Origin of the sequence: Streptomyces sp. P9-2, assembly GCF_051903975.1 — a bacterium.
GTDB lineage: Bacteria > Actinomycetota > Actinomycetes > Streptomycetales > Streptomycetaceae > Streptomyces > Streptomyces cellulosae.
Window position 1 is genome coordinate 6,377,499 of sequence record NZ_CP192633.1, and the last position, 21,106, is coordinate 6,398,604.

General features: G+C 73.5%; 19 protein-coding genes and 1 pseudogene. 6 read left to right on the forward strand and 14 right to left on the reverse strand.

Annotated elements, in window-relative coordinates; translation table 11 throughout:
• Positions 1-104 precede the first annotated feature (104 nt).
• The gene (gene trxA / locus ACQY0Z_RS28860; protein ID WP_189900384.1) at positions 105-494 is read right to left on the reverse strand and encodes a thioredoxin; all 390 of its coding nucleotides are present in this window, start codon (positions 492-494) and stop codon (positions 105-107) included.
• Between the two features lie 116 nt (positions 495-610).
• On the opposite strand from trxA, the gene ACQY0Z_RS28865 reads away from it, so the two are divergent.
• Positions 611-2,056 (forward strand): FAD-dependent oxidoreductase, encoded by a 1,446-nt coding sequence (locus ACQY0Z_RS28865; RefSeq protein ID WP_189900382.1) that lies wholly within the window; start codon positions 611-613, stop codon positions 2,054-2,056.
• A gap of 39 nt (positions 2,057-2,095) precedes the next feature.
• Here the strand turns inward: ACQY0Z_RS28865 and ACQY0Z_RS28870 are convergent, their stop codons facing one another.
• Complete coding sequence (locus ACQY0Z_RS28870; RefSeq protein WP_439813058.1) at positions 2,096-2,740, reverse strand: peptide deformylase; 645 nt, start codon at positions 2,738-2,740, stop codon at positions 2,096-2,098.
• A 132-nt stretch (positions 2,741-2,872) separates the two neighbouring features.
• On the opposite strand from ACQY0Z_RS28870, the gene ACQY0Z_RS28875 reads away from it, so the two are divergent.
• Positions 2,873-4,273 (forward strand): PepSY-associated TM helix domain-containing protein, encoded by a 1,401-nt coding sequence (locus ACQY0Z_RS28875; protein ID WP_189900379.1) that lies wholly within the window; start codon positions 2,873-2,875, stop codon positions 4,271-4,273.
• Positions 4,274-4,328: 55 nt separating this feature from the next.
• Here ACQY0Z_RS28875 and ACQY0Z_RS28880 read toward each other — a convergent pair whose 3' ends face one another.
• The gene (locus ACQY0Z_RS28880; protein ID WP_189900377.1) at positions 4,329-4,676 is read right to left on the reverse strand and encodes a tetratricopeptide repeat protein; all 348 of its coding nucleotides are present in this window, start codon (positions 4,674-4,676) and stop codon (positions 4,329-4,331) included.
• Between the two features lie 134 nt (positions 4,677-4,810).
• Here ACQY0Z_RS28880 and ACQY0Z_RS28885 point away from each other — a divergent pair, with 134 nt between their 5' ends.
• Complete coding sequence (locus tag ACQY0Z_RS28885; RefSeq protein ID WP_189900375.1) at positions 4,811-5,788, forward strand: pyridoxal-phosphate dependent enzyme; 978 nt, start codon at positions 4,811-4,813, stop codon at positions 5,786-5,788.
• Between the two features lie 108 nt (positions 5,789-5,896).
• On the forward strand, positions 5,897-6,256 hold the full coding sequence (locus ACQY0Z_RS28890; RefSeq protein WP_189900373.1) for a cupin domain-containing protein: 360 nt from the start codon (positions 5,897-5,899) through the stop codon (positions 6,254-6,256).
• A gap of 10 nt (positions 6,257-6,266) precedes the next feature.
• Here ACQY0Z_RS28890 and ACQY0Z_RS28895 read toward each other — a convergent pair whose 3' ends face one another.
• Positions 6,267-6,671: a VOC family protein gene (locus ACQY0Z_RS28895; protein ID WP_381725196.1), complete on the reverse strand. Its 405-nt coding sequence runs from the start codon at positions 6,669-6,671 to the stop codon at positions 6,267-6,269.
• Positions 6,672-6,784: 113 nt separating this feature from the next.
• Between ACQY0Z_RS28895 and ACQY0Z_RS28900 the strand changes: the two genes are divergently transcribed.
• Both ACQY0Z_RS28900 and ACQY0Z_RS28905 read left to right on the forward strand, forming a co-directional pair.
• Positions 6,785-8,089, forward strand: a complete 1,305-nt coding sequence (locus ACQY0Z_RS28900) for a ricin-type beta-trefoil lectin domain protein (RefSeq protein WP_189900368.1) — start codon at positions 6,785-6,787, stop codon at positions 8,087-8,089.
• A 178-nt stretch (positions 8,090-8,267) separates the two neighbouring features.
• Positions 8,268-8,729, forward strand: a pseudogene (locus ACQY0Z_RS28905) (DUF6624 domain-containing protein); the annotation flags it as partial.
• A gap of 31 nt (positions 8,730-8,760) precedes the next feature.
• Here ACQY0Z_RS28905 and ACQY0Z_RS28910 read toward each other — a convergent pair.
• The 10 genes from ACQY0Z_RS28910 to rhaI all read right to left on the reverse strand — a co-directional run bounded on the left by ACQY0Z_RS28910 (position 8,761) and on the right by rhaI (position 21,070).
• The gene (locus ACQY0Z_RS28910; protein WP_439813059.1) at positions 8,761-10,146 is read right to left on the reverse strand and encodes a vWA domain-containing protein; all 1,386 of its coding nucleotides are present in this window, start codon (positions 10,144-10,146) and stop codon (positions 8,761-8,763) included.
• Positions 10,143-11,000, reverse strand: coding sequence for an AAA family ATPase (locus ACQY0Z_RS28915; protein WP_439813060.1), 858 nt, complete (start codon positions 10,998-11,000; stop codon positions 10,143-10,145). The genes ACQY0Z_RS28910 and ACQY0Z_RS28915 overlap by 4 nt, the downstream gene beginning before the upstream one ends.
• A 125-nt stretch (positions 11,001-11,125) precedes the next feature.
• Positions 11,126-12,436, reverse strand: coding sequence for an FtsX-like permease family protein (locus tag ACQY0Z_RS28920; protein WP_439813061.1), 1,311 nt, complete (start codon positions 12,434-12,436; stop codon positions 11,126-11,128).
• A gap of 3 nt (positions 12,437-12,439) precedes the next feature.
• A complete protein-coding gene (locus ACQY0Z_RS28925) occupies positions 12,440-13,231 on the reverse strand; it encodes an ABC transporter ATP-binding protein (protein ID WP_439813062.1) in 792 nt (263 codons plus the stop codon).
• 117 nt (positions 13,232-13,348) lie between these two features.
• Entirely contained in the window at positions 13,349-13,981 is a 633-nt protein-coding gene (locus tag ACQY0Z_RS28930; protein ID WP_189900359.1) for a LutC/YkgG family protein, read from the reverse strand.
• Positions 13,978-15,456: a lactate utilization protein B gene (locus tag ACQY0Z_RS28935; RefSeq protein WP_439813063.1), complete on the reverse strand. Its 1,479-nt coding sequence runs from the start codon at positions 15,454-15,456 to the stop codon at positions 13,978-13,980. The genes ACQY0Z_RS28930 and ACQY0Z_RS28935 overlap by 4 nt, the downstream gene beginning before the upstream one ends.
• Positions 15,453-16,208 (reverse strand): (Fe-S)-binding protein, encoded by a 756-nt coding sequence (locus ACQY0Z_RS28940; RefSeq protein WP_189900355.1) that lies wholly within the window; start codon positions 16,206-16,208, stop codon positions 15,453-15,455. Before ACQY0Z_RS28940 ends, ACQY0Z_RS28935 begins: the two co-directional genes overlap by 4 nt.
• A gap of 75 nt (positions 16,209-16,283) precedes the next feature.
• Positions 16,284-17,732 carry a rhamnulokinase gene (locus ACQY0Z_RS28945; RefSeq protein ID WP_439813064.1) on the reverse strand — a complete coding sequence of 483 codons (1,449 nt, stop codon included), beginning with the start codon at positions 17,730-17,732 and terminating at the stop codon, positions 16,284-16,286.
• Complete coding sequence (locus ACQY0Z_RS28950) at positions 17,729-19,765, reverse strand: bifunctional aldolase/short-chain dehydrogenase (RefSeq protein ID WP_439813065.1); 2,037 nt, start codon at positions 19,763-19,765, stop codon at positions 17,729-17,731. Before ACQY0Z_RS28950 ends, ACQY0Z_RS28945 begins: the two co-directional genes overlap by 4 nt.
• A 144-nt stretch (positions 19,766-19,909) precedes the next feature.
• The gene (gene rhaI / locus ACQY0Z_RS28955) at positions 19,910-21,070 is read right to left on the reverse strand and encodes an L-rhamnose isomerase (protein WP_189900349.1); all 1,161 of its coding nucleotides are present in this window, start codon (positions 21,068-21,070) and stop codon (positions 19,910-19,912) included.
• Positions 21,071-21,106 lie beyond the last annotated feature (36 nt).

Genomic DNA, 21,106 nt, shown 5'->3' on the forward strand with positions numbered 1-21,106 from the left:
ACCCGGTGTCAGCAGGTCGTCGGCCGCGCGACACCCGTGCCGCCCTCGGCGGCACGACCGCCCGCCGCCCGTTCTGATCGGCGCGCCCCCCGCAACAAGGCGCCTCAGGCGCCCTGACCACCCTGCTGCTGCGCCTGCTGCTCGGCGATCTGCTGCCGCACCTGGTCCATGTCCAGCTTCCGGGCCTGCCCGATGACGTCCGTCAGTGCGGCCTCCGGCAGCGCGCCCGGCTGGGCGAACACCGCCACCTGGTCGCGGACGATCATCAGCGTGGGGATCGACTGGATACCGAAGGCCGCGGCCAGCTCGGGCTGCGCCTCCGTGTCCACCTTGCCGAACACCAGGTCCGGGTTGTCCTCGGCCGCCTTCTCGTACACCGGTGCGAACTGCTTGCAGGGCCCGCACCACTCCGCCCAGAAGTCGATCAGCACGAACTCGTTCTCGGTGACCGTCTGGTCGAAGTTCTCCTTGGTGAGTTCGACGGTGGCGCTCATGATCTGGCCCTCTTCCTGCTGTCGGCTCGGGAGTCGGCACAACACGGCCGACCGGTCACGTATTCCGCGCCCCTACCCATGTGGCCACCTGGCACACCACCCACCAGACTGACGCCATGACGGAAACGCAATCGACGCACACGGAAGCGACCGCCTACGACGTCGTGGTCATCGGCGCCGGACCGGTCGGGGAGAACGTCGCCGACCGCACCCGCGCGGCCGGGCTCTCCACCGCGGTGGTGGAGAGCGAACTGGTCGGCGGCGAGTGCTCCTACTGGGCCTGCATGCCCAGCAAGGCCCTGCTGCGCCCGGTCCTCGCCCAGGCCGACGCCCGCCGCCTGCCGGGACTGAGCGCGTCCGTCCAGGGCCCCCTGGACACCGCCGCCGTGCTCGCCCGCCGCGACTCCTTCACCTCCGGCTGGAAGGACGACGGCCAGGTCCAGTGGCTCGAGGGCACCGGCGCCGACCTGTACCGCGGCCGGGGACGCCTCAGCGGCCCGCGCACCGTCACCGTCACCGGCCCCGACGGCCGCGAGAGCGTCCTCACCGCCCGGCACGCCGTCGCCGTCTGCACCGGCAGCCGCGCCCAGCTCCCCGACCTGCCAGGCCTCGACGAGGTCCGCCCCTGGACCAGCCGTGAGGCCACCAGCGCCCGCTCCGCGCCCGGCCGGCTGGTCGTGGTGGGCGGCGGGGTCGTCGCCACCGAGATGGCCTGCGCCTGGCAGGCGCTCGGCTCCCGCGTCACCGTGCTGGTACGCGGCGACGGCCTCCTCGGCCGTATGGAGCCCTTCGCGGGCGAGCTGGTCGCCGAGGCCCTCACCGAGGCCGGCGCCGACGTCCGTACGGGCACCTCCGTGAAGGCCGTGACCAGGGAGAACGGCACCGTCGTCGTCCTCACCGACACCGGCGACCGGATCGAGGCCGACGAGATCCTCTTCGCCACCGGCCGCGCCCCCCGCACCGACGACATCGGCCTGGAGACGATCGGCCTCGCACCCGGGTCGTGGCTGGACGTGGACGACAGCCTCCGGGTGACCGGCCACGACTGGCTGTACGCCGTCGGCGACGTCAACCACCGCGCCCTGCTCACCCACCAGGGCAAGTACCAGGCGCGCATCGCGGGCGCCGCCATCGTCACCCGGGCGGCGGGCGAGCCGGCGCAGACGGAGAAGTGGGGTGCGCACACCGCCACCGCCGACCACGCGGCCGTCCCGCAGGTCGTCTTCACCGACCCGGAGGCGGCCTCCGTCGGCCTCACCCTCGCCGAGGCCGAACAGGCAGGCCACCGGGTGCGGGCCGTGGACGTCGACCTGTCGTCGGTGGCGGGCGCGAGCCTGTACGGCGACGGCTACCGGGGCCGCGCCCGCATGGTCGTCGACCTCGAGGACGAGATCGTGCGCGGCGTCACCCTCGTCGGGCCCGGTGTCGGCGAGCTGATCCACGCGGCGACCGTCGCGGTGGCGGGACGCGTCCCGGTCGGCCGGCTGTGGCACGCCGTCCCGTCGTACCCCACGATCAGCGAGGTCTGGCTGCGGCTGCTGGAGGCGTACCGCGACGCCTGACCGGCGCGACGACCGGAGATTCAGGCCGGGCGGGCACGGCTACGGCAGGTCGAAGCCCAGCGCCCCCGCCGCCTCCTCGGCCGTCGGCTGCCCCCAGTACCGGGCTGCCGCCGCGTTGCAGGACAGCGAGCGCAGCTCGGCCCGGTCCAGGTACAGCGTGCCGTCCAGATGGTCCGTCTCGTGCTGCACGATCCGGGCGGGCCAGCCGGTGAACTCCTCGTCCAGCTTCCGCCCGTGCTCGTCCTGCCCGGTCAGCCGCACCGCCGCGTGCCGCGCCACCACCGCCTGGTAGCCGGGCACGCTCAGACACCCTTCGAAGAACGCGGCCCGCTCCGTGCCGACGGCCTCGTACCCCGGGTTCACCAGCACCCGGAACGGCTGCGGCTCCCGCCCGCGCGCGATGCGCACCTCCTCCGGCACCGGCGCCGGGTCCTCGATCACCGCGATCCGCAGCCCCACCCCCACCTGCGGCGCGGCGAGACCCACACCGGGCGCCGTGCGCATGGTGAGGCGCAGCGCCTGCACGAACCGCGTCAGCAGCGCGTCGTCCAGCTGTCCGTCGTACGGCACGGTGGGGCGGCGCAGCACCGGATGCCCGGCGGCGACGATGGGCAACGGCCCCTCCTCGGCGAGAAGTTGCTCGACCCGCTCGGCCAACGGCACGCGATCGCTCGGAGTCTCCATCACGCCAGCATCGCATGACCTTCATCTGGTGTGCCTCAGCTCACACACCCCTCCCGGGAACTCGACGGCCTCCCGCCCCGACCCCTGCACCGGCAGCACCCGTCGAACCCGTCCTCCGGGAGAACACCGCCGATGACCACCACCCCCACGCCCGCCACCGACGACGCCCCCTCACCCCCCGCCCCCGCGCCGGGCAGAAACGCCGTGTCCACCCTCCGCCCGCTCGTGCTGCGCCTGCACTTCTACGCGGGCGTCCTGGTGGCGCCGTTCCTCCTGGTCGCCGCCCTCACCGGCCTGCTGTACGCCGCCTCCTTCCAGGCCGAGAAGATCCTCTACGCGGACGAGCTGACCGTCCCTGTCGGGGACCGCGAACTGCCCCTCTCCGAGCAGATCGCCGCCGCCCGCGCCGCCCGTCCCGACGGCGAGATCGCCGCCGTACGCCCCTCACCGGAGCCCGGCGCGACCACCAGGGTGCTGCTCTCCGGCGTCCCGGGCGTCGACCCCGGCCACACGCTCGCCGTGTTCGTCGACCCGTACACCGCGCGGGTCCGCGGCGAGCTCGAACAGTACGGATCCACCGGCGCGTTGCCGCTGCGCACCTGGATCGACGAGTTCCACCGCGACCTGCGCCTCGGCGAACCCGGGAGGCTTTACAGCGAGTTGGCGGCGAGCTGGCTGTGGGTGACCGCCTGTGGCGGGCTCGTGCTGTGGTTCACGCGCCGACGTGCGCAGCGCAAGCTCCGGGGAGCCACTGGACGCCGCCGCACCCTCGGCCTGCACGGCGGGGTGGGCGCGTGGGCCGCGCTCGGCTTCGTGTTCCTCTCCGCGACGGGCCTGACCTGGTCCGCTTACGCCGGCGGCCACATCGGCGACCTGCGTACCGCCCTCGGTCAGGAGACCCCGGCGGTGTCCGCCACGGCCGGTGAGCACGCGGGGCACGGAACGGCCGGGGGAGCGGGCGGCGACGCGGCGCACGGCGTCGGCCTGGACCGGGTGCTCGCGGCGGCGCGCGCCGAGGGCCTGGGCAACCCGGTGGAGATCGTGCCGCCCGCCGACGCGACGTCCGCGTACGTGGTGCGGCAGATCCAGCGGAGCTGGCCGGTGAAGCAGGACGCGGTGGCCGTCGACCCGGGCACCGGACAGGTCACCGACGTGGTGCGCTTCGAGGACTACCCGGTCCTCGCCAAGCTCACCCGGTGGGGCATCGACCTGCACACCGGCACCCTGTTCGGCCTGGTCAACCAGGTCGCCCTGATGCTGCTCGCACTCACCCTGATCCTGCTGATCCTGTGGGGCTACCGCCTGTGGTGGCAGCGGGGCCGCGGCTCCGCCTTCGGCCGGCCGGTCCCCCGGGGAGCGTGGCAGCACGTGCCGCCGCAGCTGCTCGTGCCGCTGCTCGCGCTGATCGCCGTCCTGGGGTACTTCCTCCCGCTGCTCGGCATCCCGCTGGCGGTCTTCCTCGCCCTCGATGTCGTGCTCGGCGAGATCGCCCACCGGCGCGGCCGCCGGACGTACGGTCCCGCGCCCCGCTGACACGCGCGGTGCCCGGCTCCCCGAGGGGAACCGGGCACCGGTCTCGCGTGCGCGCTCAGATCTCGTCGAAGTCGCCGGCCAGCGCGGCCGCGAGCCGCATGTGCGGCTGCGCCTCGTCGTGCCGTCCCTGCCGCTGCAGGGTGCGGCCGAGCATCAGACGGGCGTAGTGCTCCACCGGGTCGCGGTCCAGGATGGTCCGCAACTCGGCCTCCGCACGGCGCAGCTGGGCCGAGTGGTAGTAGGCGCGGGCGAGCAGCAGGCGCGGCCCGGTCTGCTCCGGCACCTCCTCGACCAGGCTGCCCAGGACCCGCGCGGCGGAGTAGTAGTCCTTGGCGTCGAAGAACATCCCCGCGCGCTCCCAGCGCTCGGCGTGCGTTCCGTGGTCGTAGTACGTCGTGTTCACCCGGCACCTCCTTCGCGCCCCACAACCGGCCCGGACGCCCCGCTATTCCCTTCCTCTCCGCACCCCTGTGACCAGCGGCGCGGCCGGTGCAGGATGCGTAGGCTGACCGCACCGACTGCCTCCGGAGGGACCGCGTGACGACCACCACCCCGCCGATCACCCTGGACGACGTCCGCTCCGCCGCCGCACGCCTGCGCGGCGTCGCCCACCGCACGCCCGTGCTGCGCTCCCGCACCCTGGACGCGCTCGTCGGCGCCGAGGTCCACCTCAAGTGCGAGAACTTCCAGCGGGTCGGCGCCTTCAAGTTCCGCGGCGCCTACAACACCGTCTCCCGGCTCACCCCGGAGCAGCTGTCGCGGGGCGTGGTCGCCTACTCCTCCGGCAACCACGCCCAGGCCGTCGCCCTCGCCGCCCGCGAACTGGGCACCACGGCGGTCGTCGTCATGCCGGAGGACGCCCCGCCGTCCAAGCGCGCGGCCACCGAGGGGTACGGCGCGACGGTCGTCTCCTACGACCGCTACACCGGCGACCGCGCGGCCATCGCCGAGTCCCTCGCCGCCGAGCGGGGCCTGACTCTCGTACCGCCCTACGACCACCCCCACGTGATCGCGGGCCAGGGCACCGCAGCGCTCGAACTGGTCGAAGAAACGGGCGAGTTGGACGCGCTGGTCGCGCCGGTCGGCGGCGGGGGACTGATCGCCGGGAGCGCCACCGCCGTGAAGGGCCTGCGCCCGGCGACCCGGGTGATCGGCGTCGAGCCGGAGGACGGGGACGACACCCGGCGCTCCCTGGAGGCGGGCCGGCGCGTCACCGTGCCCGTGCCCCGCACCATCGCCGACGGGCAGGCCGTCCCCACGCCCGGCGAGCTGACCTTCGCCGTGAACCGCCGCCTGCTGGACGACGTCGTGCTGGTCGACGACGAGGCGGTCAAGGAGGCGATGCGGTTCGCCTTCACCCGGCTGAAGATCGTCCTCGAACCGAGCGGGGCCACCCCGCTGGCCGCCCTCCTCACCGGCCGCGCCGGCCCGCTCCCGCCCCGCGTCGGCCTGATCCTCTCCGGCGGCAACGTCGACACGGAACGCTTCGCCCGCCTCTGCGCCCCCGCCGACTGAGCCGGTGGCCCCTCACCCAGATGGCGGCCCCGGGTGGACGGGCGGACGATGAGGGGGTAGGCCCGGCCCTCGCCGTACCGGGCCGTTCACCGGAAGGGAGCAGGGGCAATGCTCGAGGTGAAGACGCTGGACAAGCCCGACGAGCGGCGCGACTTCCCGAGGGGCCACCTCGAAGCCGTCCATCTGACGGGGCTCGACTTCGCGGTCGCCACGTTCGAGCCGGGATGGCGCTGGTCCGAGTCGGTCGGCCCGATCGCCGGCACGGAGTCGTGCGGCATCCACCACAACGGCTACGTGCTCCAGGGCCGTATGCACATCCGCATGGACGACGGCGCGGAGAGCGAGGTCGGCCCGGGCGACGTCTTCGTGTGCCCGCCGGGCCACGACGCGTGGGTCGTCGGCGACGAACAGGTCGTGGTCCACGACTTCGCGGGCGCCATGGCGAAGGACTACGCGAAGGCGGACTAGGCGCCTTCCGTCACCGGCCGGCCGGCCGGTCCAGGTAGTGCGCGCGTCCCTCGTCGTCGAGGTCGACGGGCCCCGTGGGGAGGACGCAGAACTCGTTCCCCTCGGGGTCCGCCATCACCAGGAAGCCTCCGTCCTCGTACCCCTCCAGACGCCTGCCGCCGAGCCCTTCGATCCGGCGCTGCGCGGCGGCGGGGTCGGGGGAGGCGATGTCGACGTGCATCCGGTTCTTGCCGGACTTGGAAGTGCCTGCGCGCTGGAAGCCCAGTACCAGGCCGTTCTCCCGGCGCAGCCAGACGTAGGGGCCCGTGCGGCCCACGATCGGCCTGTCGAGCACCTCCGACCAGAACGCGGCGAGCCGCTCGGGGTCGGTCGCGTCGACGACGAGGGCGTTGATCTCCGCTGAGGAATCGGCCATGCGCCGATCCTCTCCCGACATGAGGAGTCGACGGTCTTGGCGCGGCCCGAGGTCGCCGCTAGGGTCCGTTTACAACGTTGTGTCACTCTCACGTGCTCTCGTGGAGGATGCCGATGCCGGGTTCGCGCGCCACCAACCGTTTATCGATCCGGACGTGGGCGCGAGCCGTGTCCGCCCTGGCGGCGGCGTGGGCCGCAGTGGTCGCCGCCCCAGCCGTGACCGCCGCTCAGCCGGTCTCCGCGCAGGCGCCCGCCGTGGCCGCCGACGCCGGAACTGGCTATGTGGCGCTGGGCAGTTCGTTCGCCGCCGGCCCTGGTATCCCGCCCCTCCAGTCGAGCGACGGCGCGGACGCCTGCGCCCGGTCCGCCGTCAACTACCCCAGCCTCGTGGCCCGCGAGATCGGCGCGGACCTGACGGACGTGTCGTGCAGCGGCGCGACGACCAGGCACGTGCTGAGGGACTACCAGGGCACGCGTCCGCCGCAGATCCAGGCCGTGACCCCCGACACCCGGCTCGTCACGGTCACCGTCGGCGGCAACGACGTCAACTACCTCGGCAGCGTCAACGCCTACTCCTGCCAGGCGAGCGGCGGCTCCGGCTGCCCGACCGTCGACCGCGACTCGATCGAGCGGACCTTCCCCGAACTCCCGGGCCGCATCGGGGACATCGTGCGCTCGGTCCACGCCGTGGCGCCCCAGGCCCGCGTGTACCTCGTCACCTACTTCACCCTGCTGCCGGACTCCGGCACATGCGCGGTCGCACCCCTGACCGGCGAACAGGCCGCGTACGAACGGAGCATCGCCGCCCGCCTGGCCGCCGCCACCGCCGACGCCGCCGCCGCGACGGGCGCCACCCTGGTCGACCTGGCGGGCGCGAGCCGCGGTCACGACGCGTGCTCGGCGAGCCCGTGGGTGGAGTCGTACCGTCCGGCGCAGGGCCGGTCCACCTACCACCCCAACGAGGCGGGCATGCGCGCGGCGGCCGATCTCGTGCACGCGGCCCTGGCGACCGGCGGGGTGTCGCAGACGGCCGCCTTCCGCTCCGGCATCCCCGGCAAGTGCGTCGACGTCCGCGCCGCCGCCACCGCCGACGGGACACCCGTCCAGCTCTACACCTGCAACGGCACGCCCGCCCAGCGCTGGACGTACGTCCCGGGCGAGGGCGGCACCCTGCGCGCGCTCGGCCGCTGCCTCGACGTCAGCGGCGGCGGAACCGCCAACGGCACCAAGGTCCAGCTCTGGCAGTGCAACGGCACCGGCGCCCAACGCTGGATGCCCGGCCCCGACTCGTCCCTGATCAACCCCCAGTCGGGCCGCTGCCTCGACGACCCGGGCAGCTCCACGGCGGACGGCACGCAGCTCCAGATCTGGGACTGCAACAGGACCGCAGCCCAACGCTGGACACCGACGGCGGCGTGAAACCGAGAGCCGCAGCGGTGGATCCGTTGTCGCCGCCCGCGCGGCCCTGCGTCACCGTTCCACGGAATGATCATTACGTCCCGTATGCGCCTTACAGTTGCCGGTGACCAAGACGGCCCGTGCACAGGGGAGTGGGGAGTGACACAGGACCTTGCCGCTCGCGGCGGAACTCGAGGACATGGCGGCGGCGGACCACCGTGCCGCCGCCACGGGGTACAGCGACGACCCCGCCGAGCAGCAGGCCCGGCGCCGCCTCACCGCACCCCACGGCGACCGGCTCGGCGAGATCATGGACGAGTACGGCCGGCCCATGGCGGAGTTGGCGGGGGAGGAGGCCGCGCGCGCCGCGTGGCTCATCGCCCAGCACGCCGACCGCCGGCTCGACGTCCGGCGCCGCGCCCCGCGCCTGCTGGAACAGGCCGTCGAGGCGGGCCTCGCAAGCCCGCGGGACCTTGCCTTCCTCCGCGACCGCACCCTCCTCAACGAGGGCCGCAAGCAGCTCTGCGGCACGCAGATCGCCGGGGTGAAGGACGGCTCACCGGTGCCCTGGCCCATCGAGGACCCCGGGCGCGTGGACGCCCTCCGCGCCGAGGTCGGCATCGAGCCCTTCGCCGACTGTGTGGCCAGGTACGCCCCGGCCCGACAAGCCCCCGGCCTGAGGACCCTCCCCCTCACACCGGCAGCAACCTCCCCACCAGCGCGTCCAGTTGCCGTGCGTTCCTGCACTCCCGCATGTCCACCAGTTCCGCGTACGCCGGGGCGGCGGAGTCGCCCGTGCCCCAGAGGGTGCGGGGTTCGGGGTTGAGCCAGTGGACGCGGCGGGCGCGGCGGGTGAGGTCCTGGAGGGCGGGGAGGTTGGGGTCGGCCATGTTGGTGCGGGCGTCGCCCAGGACGAACACCGTGGTGCGCGAGCCGACGGCGTCGGCGTACCGGTCGGTGAACTCGCCCAGCGCGGCGCCGTAGTCGCTGCTGTCGTGCCACGCGGTGAGCCGGGCCTCCGCGCGGATGCGGGCGTTCAGGCCCTCCGGGTCGGCGGCCCCGTGCACCAGCAGGCCGGTCACCTCGTCGACACGGTTGACGAAGGCGAACACCCGCACCTTGGAGAACTGGTCGTGCAGCGCCTGCACCAGCAGCATCGTGAAGTCGGAGAACCCGGCGACCGAGCCCGACACGTCGCACAGCAGCACCAGTTCGGGCCGGGCGGGCCGGCGCCTCCGCAGGACGGGCTTCACCGGCACCCCGCCCGTCGACAGCGAGCCGCGCAGCGTCCTGCGCAGGTCGATGGCGCCGCGCGCGGCCCTGCGGCGGCGTGCCGCGAGCCGGGTCGCCAGCTTGCGGGCGAGCGGCTGGACCGTCCGCCGCAGCTCCGCCAGCCGGTCCTTGCCGGCCAGCAGGAAGTCGACCCGGTCGGCCGTCGGGGCGAGCGCGCGGCGGGCGATCTCGTCGCGGCCCCGGCGCTCCGCGGCCCGGCGGCGTGCCTCCGCGGTGACCAGCCGCCGGAACTCCTCGATACGGCGCCGGATCTCGTCCTCGAGGAGCCGGTCGGCGAAGCTCCCGGCGCCGTCCCGCCCCCGCACCTCGTCCCGCACACGCGCCAGCAGTGTCTGCGGCCGCAGCCGGTCCAGCGTCCGGTACGACGACCAGCCGTCCGAGCCGGGCGAATCCCCGTACCCGCCGAAGCCGTCGACCGCCTCCACCGCCAGCCGGGCCAGCGCCGCGCTGTCGTTCGCGGCGAGCGCCTCCGCCAGCCGGGCGCGCAGCGCCTCCCGGTCGGCCTCGCCGCCGACGCCGTCCGGCACCCCCACCCCGCGCGGGAAGTACAGGTCGAAGACCGCGTCGAACACCGGCCGTCCGCCGGCGCCGTGCAGCAGGGTCGCCGCCAGGCCCTCCCGGAGCAGTTCCCGGTCGGCGAGGCCCAGCGCCTCCACCGCGCGCGCCGCGTCCACGGTCTCCCCGGTGCCGATCCGCAGCCCGTGCCCGCGCAGCGCGTCGACCAGGCCGGTCAGCCGGGTCACCAGGTCCGTGTCCGCGAGATCCGTGTCCGCGTCGGCGGTCACAGCGCGTCCAGGTCGAGCTTGGCCGCCGCCTTCTGGATGTCGTCCTGGTGCTTGAGGACCACGCCCAGACTGTCCCGTACGACCGTCTCGTCGAGCGTGCTCGCGCCGAGCGCCAGCAGGGCGCGCGCCCAGTCGACGGTCTCGGCGACCGACGGCGCCTTGCGCAGGTCCATCGCGCGCAGCGCCCCCACCACCCGCACCACGGACTCCGCCAGCGCCGCGTCCACGCCCGGCACCTTCAGCCGGACGATCCGCCGCTCCAGCTCCGCGTCCGGGAACCCGATGTGCAGGAACAGGCAGCGGCGGCGCAGCGCCTCGGACAGCTCCCGGGTCGCGTTGGAGGTGAGGACGGTGAACGGCCGGCGGGTCGCGGTCACCGTGCCCAGCTCGGGCACCGTCACCTGGAAGTCGCCGAGCACCTCCAGCAGCAGTCCCTCGATCTCGACGTCCGCCTTGTCCGTCTCGTCGATCAGCAGCACCTTGGGGTCGTCCCCGCGGATCGCGGTGAGCAGCGGACGGGGGAGGAGGAACTCCTCGCTGAAGATGTCCGTGCGGGCCTCGTCCCAGGTCTCGCCGCGGCCCGCGCTGATCCGCAGCAGCTGCTTGGCGTGGTTCCACTCGTACAGCGCGCGCGACTCGTCCACGCCCTCGTAGCACTGGAGCCGTACGAGACGGGCGTCGCAGGCGCGGGCGACGGCCTTGGCCAGCTCGGTCTTGCCCACCCCGGCGGGGCCCTCGACCAGCAGGGGCTTGCCGAGCCGGGCGGCGAGGAAGACGGTGGTGGCGACCGCGGGGGAGGCCAGATAGCCGGTCTCGGCGAGGCGTGCGGAGACGTCGTCGACGGAAGTGAACAACTGCGGCCTCCGGCTGGGCGCGGGAACGACGGTGTCCGGGCACCGCGTGGATGCCCGGACACCTATCTAAGCGCTTGCTCACTGCTGTGTCACGCGCTCGCTCGCCCGATGACATGCCCGCACCGTCACGCGGCCACGCCCACCGCCCGCACCGCCGGCGTCCGCAGCACCCGCCGCGCCGTGAACAGGCTCGTCCCGACGGTCGCCGCCGCGCCGACCGCGGCCACGGCCGTCCACACGCCCGTCAACTGCCCCGGCAGCACCGCGTCGCTGCGGACGACGGTGAACGGCACGATCCCGGCCAGCGCCGCCAGCGTGCCGAACAGCAGCCCGACCACCGTGAGGACCAGCCCCTCGACACCCACCACGCCCAGCACCTGACCGGGCGTCGCACCGGCGAGACGCTGCTGCCCGAACTCCCGGCCCCGGTACGTGGTCGCCGCGTACAGGGAGTTGACCAGCATCACGCAGACGAACACCACGATGATGCCGACGACGGTGTAGTTGAGCGTCTCCAGGTTCTTGGCGTCGACCGACTTCACCAGCCCCGAGGCCGCGACCTCGTCGCTCTCCACCGCCTGCATGGTGAGCGTCGCCGTGGACACCGCCGTGAACAGGATCAGCGCCATCAGGATGCCGGACAGCTCACCGGCCCGCCGCCGCAGGTTCCGCACCGCGAGCCAGCCGCTCGCCCCGCCGAGCGTGAGCCGGCCGAGCACACCCGTGAGCAGACGCGGCGACATCAGCGCGAACCCCACCGACAGCAGGATCGCGCCCTGCGCCGGGAACGCCATCAGCATCTCGTCCGTCGAGGAGAAGGCGAACGTGGACGACGCGGCCACCGCCCCGGCCGTCAGCGCCGCCCACGCGAACACCGGCCGCCGCCGCACGGTGCGCCGCCGCCCCCGCGTGACCCTTCGCAGCGCGAGCAGCGCCGCGCCCGCCGAGGCGGCCGGCGTGACGAAGACGCCGGACGCCAGCGCCACCGCCCCGAACGAGTGGTCCACGGACGCGGCGACCTGCTCCGTGTCCTGGAACAGCTCCACCAGCAGCCGCCCGCCCAGCACGGCCGGCAGCACCGCAGCGGCCGTACCCACCAGGGCCACCGCGAGGGCCTCGCCCACCACCATCCGCCGGAGCTGCCCCGGCGTCGCCCCCGAGCGGCGCAGCAGCTCCAGCTCGGCCGCCCGCTGCCGCACGTTCACCGTCAGCGCGGACGCGACCGCGAAGAACACCAGCAGCGTGCCGTACCCGCCGACCACCCCGGCCGCCGTCCGCAGCGTCTCCGAGCTGACCGCGTCGACGCCCGGCGCGCCGGCGGTGTCGTGCAGCGAGTTGAACGCCATGACGATCGCCGCGCCCAGGAAGGCGGACAGCAGCGTCGCGAGGAACCGTCCGGGCCGCTGCCGGACCGACCGCAGAGCCAGTACGAGCATCGCTCACACCCCCACCGGCGCGTCGTCACCCAGGTGCGCAAGACGCTCCGCCACCGCGTCGGCGGTCGGCGTGTCCATCCGTCCGGCCAGCCTGCCGTCCGCGAGGAACAGCACACTGTCCGCCCAGGAGGCGGCGACCGGGTCGTGCGTCACCATCACCACGGTCCGCCCGTGCACCCGCACCGCCTCCCGCAGCAGCGCCAGCACGTCCCGCGCGCTGCGGGTGTCCAGCGCCCCCGTCGGCTCGTCCGCGAAGATCACCCGCGGCTCGGCGACCAGCGCCCGCGCGATCGCCACCCGCTGCCGCTGACCGCCGGACAGCTGGTCAGGGCGGTGCCCCAGCCGGTCGCCGAGCCCCACGGCCGTGAGGATCTCCGTCGCCCGCCGCCGGCCCACCCGGCGGCCCGCCAGCTTCAGCGGCAGCACGGTGTTCTGCGCCACCGTCAGCGTCTCCAGCAGGTTGTACTGCTGGAACACGAACCCGACCCGCCCGCGCCGGAACCTCGTCAGCTCCGCCTCACCGGCGCCCGTCAGCTCCGTCCCGTCCACCCGTACGATCCCCGCGTCCGGCCGCTCCAGACCCGCCGCGCACTGCAGCAGCGTCGACTTGCCGGAGCCGGACGGCCCCATCACCGCCGTGAACGTGCCCCGCGCCAGGCCCAGCGTCACCCCCTCCAGCGCGGTCACGGCGTTCTCCGCCGTGCCGTACGACTTGGTGACCTTGACCAGGCGCAGCGCCTCGGCGGCCGGTTCCGTGCGCGGGTCGTGCCGCGCCCTGTTGCGCACCATCGTCATCTCCTCCGTCGGGCACGCCCTGTGCCTTGGTCACGACGCTACGGAGGAGAGGAGCGGCCCACACGGGGCGCAGTGCCCGTCCCGGGGTGTACGCAGCGACACCCCTCGGGCGGTGGTTCACCGGACCAGGACGACCTCCAGAGTGCGCGGCCCATGCACGCCCTCCACCCGGTCCAGCTCGATGTCGCTGGTCGCGGAGGGGCCGGAGATCCAGGTCAACGGGCGGGCGGGGTCCAGGCGTTCGAGGGCCTGCGGGACGGACGCCACCACCTGATCAGGGACGCGTACCACGCAGATGTGGTGGTCGGGGACCAGGCTGATCCGGCGGCGGCCCTGGTCGGGGGAGCCGTCGAGGACGATCGTGCCGGTCTCGGCGATCGCCACGGCGCAGGCGGTGAGGACGCTGTCGACCTGGTCCAGCTCGTGCGGGGTGCTGCCCGCCTCGTCCGGCACCCGCGTCACCTCGGCCGCCGCGAGCCAGCCCTCGTCCAGGCCGGGCGGCACCAGCACGGTCGACGCGCCCCGCGCGGACAGGAGTTCCGCGACGACGCCCGGCAGCGAGCCGGTGTCGGTCCGGTGCACGACCGCCCGGTAGTCCGCCAGATTCTCCGCCAGCAGGTCCACCGTCTCCTCGACGGTCCGCTCCCCGTGCTCGCGCAGATAGTCCCGCTCGACCGGTACGTCCTCACCCGGCGGCACGTCCGCCAGGGCCCGCCGCACCCGGCCCAGGATCCGCTCCCTGCTGCTCACTTCGCACCGTCCTTCCCGCCGCGCGTCCGCTGCCACCAGTCCCGGAACGGTTCCGCCGGCACCGGCGGCAGGTCCCGCGTCCCGCTCCACGCCCGGCCGGGCCCCGGCAGCGTGCGCGGATGCAGCCGCCGCGTACGCGACGCGAGCCGCTGGCCGGTGCGCAGGGCGCCGGGCCGGGTGAGCGCCCAGCGGGCCGCCCGCATCGCGGCCCGCTCGGCCGCGTGCCCCTTCGCCGGACGCAGCCGCACCTTGTTGCCCTCCCGGACGGCCTCGCCGCCCTCCACCACCCGCTCCCGCAGATGCACCAGCACCTCGGGAATGTCGATGGCGACCGGGCACACCTCGTAGCAGGCCCCGCACAGCGACGACGCGTACGGCAGCGATGCGTCGATCTCGCTTGCCGTGCCCCGGAGTTGAGGGCTGAGGATGGCGCCGATCGGACCCGGGTACACCGACCCGTACGCGTGCCCGCCCGCCCGCTCGTACACCGGGCAGACGTTCAGGCAGGCGGAGCAGCGGATGCAGCGCAGCGCCTGCCGGCCCACCTCGTCGGCGAGGGTGTCGGTGCGCCCGTTGTCCAGCAGCACCAGATGGAAGTTCCGCGGCCCGTCCCCGTCCGTGGTGCCGGTCCACATCGACGTGTACGGGTTCATCCGCTCGGCGGTGGAGGAGCGGGGGAGGGTCTGCAGGAACACCTCCAGGTCCTGCCAGGTCGGCACGATCTTCTCGATGCCCACCACCGAGATCAGCGTCTCCGGCAGGGTCAGGCACATCCGCCCGTTGCCCTCGGACTCCACCACGACGAGCGTGCCGGTCTCGGCGACCATGAAGTTGGCGCCGGAGATGCCGACCTTGGCGCGCAGGAACTTCTCCCGCAGATGAAGGCGTGCCGCCTCCGCGAGGTCGGCGGGCGTGTCCGTGAGCCCCTCGGGCGCGGGACGGCCCCACTCGCCCATCTCGCGGGTGAAGATGTCGCGGATCTCCCCGCGGTTGCGGTGGATCGCCGGGACCAGGATGTGCGACGGCCGGTCCTTGCCCAACTGCACGATCAGCTCGGCCAGATCGGTCTCGTAGGCGTGGATGTCCTGCGCCTCCAGCGCCTCGTTGAGCGCGATCTCCTGCGTGGCCATCGACTTGACCTTGACGACCTCCGTCTCACCGGTCGCCTTCACCAGCTCCGCGACGATCCGGTTCGCCTCGTCGGCGTCGGCGGCCCAGTGGACGACACCGCCCGCCGCCGTCACCGACTCCTCCAACTGCACTAGATAGCGGTCGAGATGACGCAGCGTGCGGTCCTTGATCCGCTTCCCGGCCTGCCGCAGCCGCTCCCAGTCGTCCAGCTCGGCCACCGCACGCGCCCGCTTGGCGCGGATGGTGTGCGTGGCGTGCCGCAGATTGCCCCGCAGGGTGGTGTCGCGCACGGCCTCCCGGGCCGCCGCCGGGAAAGCGGGCATACCGACGAACGTTCCGCTCATACGGACGGGTCCTCCTCCGTGCTCGCCAGGATCTCCGCGATGTGCACCGGCCGCATGCCGGTACGCAGCCGCGTCATCGTGCCGCCGATGTGCATCAGACAGGAGTTGTCCGCCGCGCACAGCACCTCCGCGCCCGTCGACTCGGCGTTGCGCACCTTGTCCGTGCCCATCGCCGCCGACACGTCGGCGTTCTTCAGCGCGAACGTGCCGCCGAACCCGCAGCACTCCTCCGCACCCGGCAGTTCCACCAGCTCAAGACCCTTCACCGCGCGCAGCAGCCGCAGCGGCCGCTCGCCGAGCCCGAGCGAGCGCAGCCCGTGGCAGGTCGGGTGGTACGTCACCCGGTGCGGGTAGTACGCCCCGACGTCCGTCACCTCCAGCACGTCCACCAGGAACTCGGTGAGTTCGTACGTCTTCGGCACCACCGGCGCCAGCACCGTCGCGAGACCGTCCCCCCGCCCCTCCGACCGGGCCCGCTCACCCATGCGCGGGTACAGCTCCCGCACCATCGCCCCGCACGACCCGGACGGTGTCACGACCGCGTCGTACTCACGGAAGACGTCGGCGAAGTGACGGGCCATGGGCTCCGCCTCGTGCCGGTAGCCGGTGTTGTAGTGGGCCTGGCCGCAGCAGGTCTGCGCCTCGGGGAAGTCGACGTCGACGCCCAGCCGGGTGAGCAGCTTCACCACGGCACGGCCGGTGTCCGGATAAAGCGTGTCGTTGACGCAGGTCAGGAACAGGGCGACACGCATCGCGGCTCCTCGTCCAGTCGATCATCAGGTGATGGGCAGGGTAGTGCGGGTCCGGGGCCCGGGGGGAGACCCGGGTCACCGTCCGGCGAGCCGCGCGGTCGCCGCCTCCCAGCGCCGGGTGTCGCCGCGCGGCTCGTACCGGGTGAGCGGCTGGGTGCCGGCCAACAGCCGTCGCATGCCGGGGAGATCACCGACCCGGCCCTGGGCGCGGGCCTGCACCAGTACGTTGCCGAGGGCCGCAGCCTCGGTCGGCCCGGCCACCACCGGAAGCCCGCAGGCGTCGGCGGTGAGCTGGCACAGCAGCGCGTTGCGGGTGCCGCCGCCCACGACGTGCACCACGTCCACGGTTCGTCCGGCGAGCCGCTGCGCGTCCTCGACGGCGGTGCGGTGGGCGAGGGCGAGCGAGTCGAGGATGCAGCGCACGGTCGCGGCGGGGGAGTCCGGCACCGGCTGCCCCGACGCGCGGCACGCCTCCGCGATCCGCTCCGGCATCCGGCCGGGCGCAAGGAACGCGGTGTCCCCGGCGTCCACCACCGACCGCAGCGCCGGCGCCCCGGCCGCCTCCCGCAGCAGCGCGCCCAGGTCCGGCTCGCCCCAGGCGCGCAGGCACTCCTGGAGCAGCCACAGCCCCATGATGTTGCGCAGGTAGCGGACGGTGCCGTCCAGGCCCAGCTCGTTGGTGAAGTTGGCGGCCCGGCTCTCCTCGGTCAGCACGGGCGTGTCCAGCTCGAGCCCGGCCAGCGACCAGGTGCCGGTGCAGATGTACGCGAACCGCTCACCGTCCGCCGGTACGGCGGCCACCGCGGACGCCGTGTCGTGCGAGGCGACCGCCGTCACCGGCACCGGCCCGGCAAGGCCGGTCTCCTCCAGCACCTCCGGCCGCAGCGCTCCCGCCGGATCGCCCGGCAGCCTGAGCGGCGCGAACAGCCCCAGGTCGATGCCCAGCCGCTCCGCGACGCCGTGCGCCCAGGTCCGGGTGCGCGGGTCGATCAGCTGGGTGGTGGAGGCGTTGGTCAGCTCGGTGCCCTGCTCCCCGGTCAGCCAGTACGCGAGCAGGTCGGGCATCAGCAGCAGCCGCTCCGCCTGCGCGAACTGCCGTGTGTCTCGGGCCGCGACGAGCTGGTACAGCGTGTTGAACGGCGCGTACTGCAGCCCGGTCGCCGCGTACAGCTCCGCGGCCGGCACGGTCGCCCACACCTTCTCCGCCACGGTGTCGGTCCGCCCGTCGCGGTAGTGCACGGGGTTGCCCAGCAGCGCCCCGTCCGCGTCGAGCAGCCCGTGGTCGACGGCCCAGCCGTCGATGCCGACGGAGTCCACGTCTCCCGCCGCCCGCAGCCCGTCGAGCACCCCGGCGTACAGCCCCAGCACGTCCCAGCGCAGCCCCTCCGGCACCCGCACCGGACGGTTCGGGAACCGGTGCGCCTCCGTCAGCTCCAGGCTGCCGGGGCCCACCCGGCCGACCATGACGCGCCCGCTGGACGCGCCGAGGTCGACCGCCGCGTACGCCCCCACGCCGCCGCTCATCGCAGGAAGGCGGCGGCGACGCCGGCGTCGACCGGGACGTGCAGTCCGGTGGTGTGGGTGAGGTCGCCGCCGGTCAGCGCGAACACGGCGTTGGCCACGTGCTCGGGCAGCACCTCCCGCTTCAGCAGCGTCCGCTGCGCGTAGAACTCGCCCAGCTTCTCCTCCGGCACCCCGTACACGGCCGCGCGCTGGGCACCCCAGCCGCCCGCGAAGATCCCCGAACCGCGCACCACACCGTCCGGGTTGACGCCGTTGACCCGTATGCCGTGCTCACCGAGCTCCGCCGCCAGCAGCCGCACCTGGTGCGCCTGGTCGGCCTTGGCCGCCGAGTACGCGATGTTGTGGGGACCGGCGAACACGGCGTTCTTGCTGGCGATGTACACGATGTCCCCGCCCAGCCGCTGGGAGATCATCACCCGCGCCGACTCCCGCGACACCAGGAACGACCCCCGGGCCATGATGGAGTGCTGAAGGTCCCAGTCCTTCGCGGACGTCTCCAGCAGCGGCTTGGAGAGGGAGATCCCGGCGTTGTTCACCACCAGGTCCACCCCGCCGAAGGCCAGCACCGCCTCCCGGAAGGCGGCGGCGATCTGCTCCTCGTCCGTCACGTCCACGGTCACCGCGACGGCCTTGTCCGGCCCGCCCAGCTCCTCGGCGACCCGCGCCGCGTTCTCGCCGTTCACATCGGCCACGACGACGCACGCGCCCTCGGCGGACAGCCGCCGCGCGATGGCCTTCCCGATCCCGCTGCCGGCCCCGGTCACCAGCGCCACCCGCGTCGCCAGCGGCTTCGGCGCCGGCATCCGCCGCAGCTTGGCCTCCTCCAGGGCCCAGTACTCGATGCGGAACTTCTCCGACTCCTCGATCGGCGCGTACGTCGACACCGCCTCGGCGCCGCGCATCACGTTGATCGCGTTGAGGTAGAACTCCCCGGCCACCCGCGCCGTCTGCTTGTCCTTGCCGAAGCTGAACATGCCCACGCCCGGCACCAGCACGATCGCCGGGTCGGCGCCGCGCATCGCGGGGGAGTCCGGCTCGGCGTGCCGCTCGTAGTAGGCGGCGTACTCCCGCCGGTAGTCCGCGTGGAGTTCTTCCAGCCGGGTCACCGCCTCGTCGAGCGGCGTGCACGGCGGCAGATCCAGCACGAGCGGACGCACCTTGGTGCGCAGGAAGTGGTCCGGGCACGACGTCCCCAGCGCGGCCAGCCGCGGATGCCCGGCCCGCGCCAGGAAGTCCAGCACGGCGTCGGAGTCGTCGAAGTGCCCCACCTGCGGCCGGTCCTGCGAGGCGATCGCCCGCACGTACGGCGCGAGGGCAGCGGCCCGCTCCCGCCGCTCGCCCTCCGGCAGAGCCTCGTACCCCTCGACGACGGGCCCGAACGGCTCGGGCCGGCCCCGCTCGGCGAGGAACCGCTCGGCGGTGCGGATGATGTGCAGCGAGTTCCGCTCGCACTCCTCGGAGGTGTCACCCCAGGCGGTGATCCCGTGCCCCCCGAGCACACACCCGATGGCCTGCGGGTTGGCGGCCTTGACGGCGGCGATGTCCAGCCCGAGCTGGAACCCGGGCCGCCGCCACGGCACCCACACCACGGTGTCGCCGAAACACTCGGCGGTCAGCTTCTCCCCGTCGGCGGCACACGCCAGCGCGATGCCCGAGTCGGGGTGCAGATGGTCGACGTGGGCGGCGTCGACGAGCCCGTGCATCGCGGTGTCGATGGAGGGCGCGGCGCCGCCCTTGCCGTGCAGGCAGTAGTCGAACGCGCCGACCATCTCGTCCTCGCGCTCCACCCCCGGATACACGTCGACGAGCGCCCGCAGCCGGTCCAGCCGCAACACGGCCAGCCCACCCTCGGTCAGCGTCCCGAGATCACCCCCGGACCCCTTGACCCACATCAACTCCAGGTCACCCCCGGTGACGGGATCGACGTCCCGCCCCTTGGCGGAGGCGTTCCCCCCGGCGTAGTTGGTGTTCCGGGGATCGGAGCCCAACCGATGCGACCGAGCAAGCAGAGCAGCGACTTCGCTGTGAACCATGACAACCGTTCCTTGTGAAGAGGGGGAGTGGATACCTCAGGGGCGCGCGGAACTGAAGAGAGGGCGGGCGAAACGCTCTCTCAGGGGCGCGGGGAACTGCGCGACCAGCCCCCACAGACCCGCACCCGGCGACGAATCAGAACGTCACGCCCCCCACCCCGCCTGCCGACCCCCCACCCGCTCGGCAACGATCTTCTCCGCCCACCCCGACCGCGCATACGCCCCCATCGGATCGGGATCCAACCCCATCTCCTCCCGAACCTCCCGAAGCAGCGGACGCACGTCCGTGTTGAACGCGTCCATCAACACGGCGTTCGCCCCCAGCACATCCCCCTCCCGCTGTGCCGCCGCCAACGCGTCCCGGTCGACCGACAACGCCTTGGCGGTGGCCTCCTGCACGTTCATCACGGACCGCACAATCGCCGGAATCTTCGATTCCACGTTGTGGCACTGATCCAGCATGAACGCCACGTCCCCCGACAGCCCGCCCCCGCGCACCACCTCGTACATGATCCGGAACAGCTGGAACGGGTCGGCCGCGCCGACCATCAGGTCGTCGTCCGCGTAGAACCGCGAGTTGAAGTCGAACCCCCCGAGCTTCCCCTCCCGCAGCAGCGTCGCCACGATGAACTCGATGTTCGTGCCCGGCGCGTGGTGCCCCGTGTCCACCACCACCTGCGCCTTCGGCCCCAGCTTCAGGCAGTGCGCGTACGCCGTCCCCCAGTCGGGGACGTCCGTCGTGTAGAACGCCGGCTCGAACAGCTTGTACTCCAGCAGCATCCGCTGGTCGTCGCCGAGCCGCTCGTACACCTCGGCGAGCGCCTCCGCCAGCCGGTCCTGCCGGGCCCGGATGTCGTCCTGCCCCGGGTAGTTGGTCCCGTCCGCGAACCACAGCTTGAGGTCCTTGGACCCGGTCGCGTCCATGATGTCGACGCACTCCAGCAGATGGTCCACGGCCTTCCGGCGCACGGCCGCGTCCGGGTGGCAGACGGAGCCGAGCCGGTAGTCGTCGTCCTGGAAGGTGTTGGAGTTGATCGCGCCGAGCCGCAGCCCGCGTTCTTCGGCGTGCCGGGCCAGCGCCGCGTAGTCGTCGACCCTGTCCCAGGGGATGTGCAGCGCCACCGTCGGCGCCACGCCCGTGAACTCGTGCACCTTGGCCGCGTCGTCCAGCTTCTCCCGCGGATCACGCGGGACGCCCTGCTGCGCGAACACCTTGAACCGGGTGCCCGAGTTGCCGTACGCCCACGACGGCGTCTCGACTGCCTGGGTCTTGAGGGCGGCTTTCACCGCGGCGCGCTCGGTCACGTCAGGGCTCCTGTGCCATCGGGTCGTCACGACCAG

Coding starts and splice junctions, on each gene's coding strand:
- trxA (WP_189900384.1), bottom strand. CDS start 494: ATGAGCGCCACCGTCGAACTCACCAAGGAGAACTTCGACCAGACGGTC.
- ACQY0Z_RS28865 (WP_189900382.1), top strand. CDS start 611: ATGACGGAAACGCAATCGACGCACACGGAAGCGACCGCCTACGACGTC.
- ACQY0Z_RS28870 (WP_439813058.1), bottom strand. CDS start 2,740: ATGGAGACTCCGAGCGATCGCGTGCCGTTGGCCGAGCGGGTCGAGCAA.
- ACQY0Z_RS28875 (WP_189900379.1), top strand. CDS start 2,873: ATGACCACCACCCCCACGCCCGCCACCGACGACGCCCCCTCACCCCCC.
- ACQY0Z_RS28890 (WP_189900373.1), top strand. CDS start 5,897: ATGCTCGAGGTGAAGACGCTGGACAAGCCCGACGAGCGGCGCGACTTC.
- ACQY0Z_RS28895 (WP_381725196.1), bottom strand. CDS start 6,671: ATGGCCGATTCCTCAGCGGAGATCAACGCCCTCGTCGTCGACGCGACC.
- ACQY0Z_RS28900 (WP_189900368.1), top strand. CDS start 6,785: ATGCCGGGTTCGCGCGCCACCAACCGTTTATCGATCCGGACGTGGGCG.
- ACQY0Z_RS28920 (WP_439813061.1), bottom strand. CDS start 12,436: ATGCTCGTACTGGCTCTGCGGTCGGTCCGGCAGCGGCCCGGACGGTTC.
- ACQY0Z_RS28925 (WP_439813062.1), bottom strand. CDS start 13,231: ATGACGATGGTGCGCAACAGGGCGCGGCACGACCCGCGCACGGAACCG.
- ACQY0Z_RS28935 (WP_439813063.1), bottom strand. CDS start 15,456: ATGAGCGGAACGTTCGTCGGTATGCCCGCTTTCCCGGCGGCGGCCCGG.
- ACQY0Z_RS28940 (WP_189900355.1), bottom strand. CDS start 16,208: ATGCGTGTCGCCCTGTTCCTGACCTGCGTCAACGACACGCTTTATCCG.
- ACQY0Z_RS28945 (WP_439813064.1), bottom strand. CDS start 17,732: ATGAGCGGCGGCGTGGGGGCGTACGCGGCGGTCGACCTCGGCGCGTCC.
- ACQY0Z_RS28950 (WP_439813065.1), bottom strand. CDS start 19,765: ATGGTTCACAGCGAAGTCGCTGCTCTGCTTGCTCGGTCGCATCGGTTG.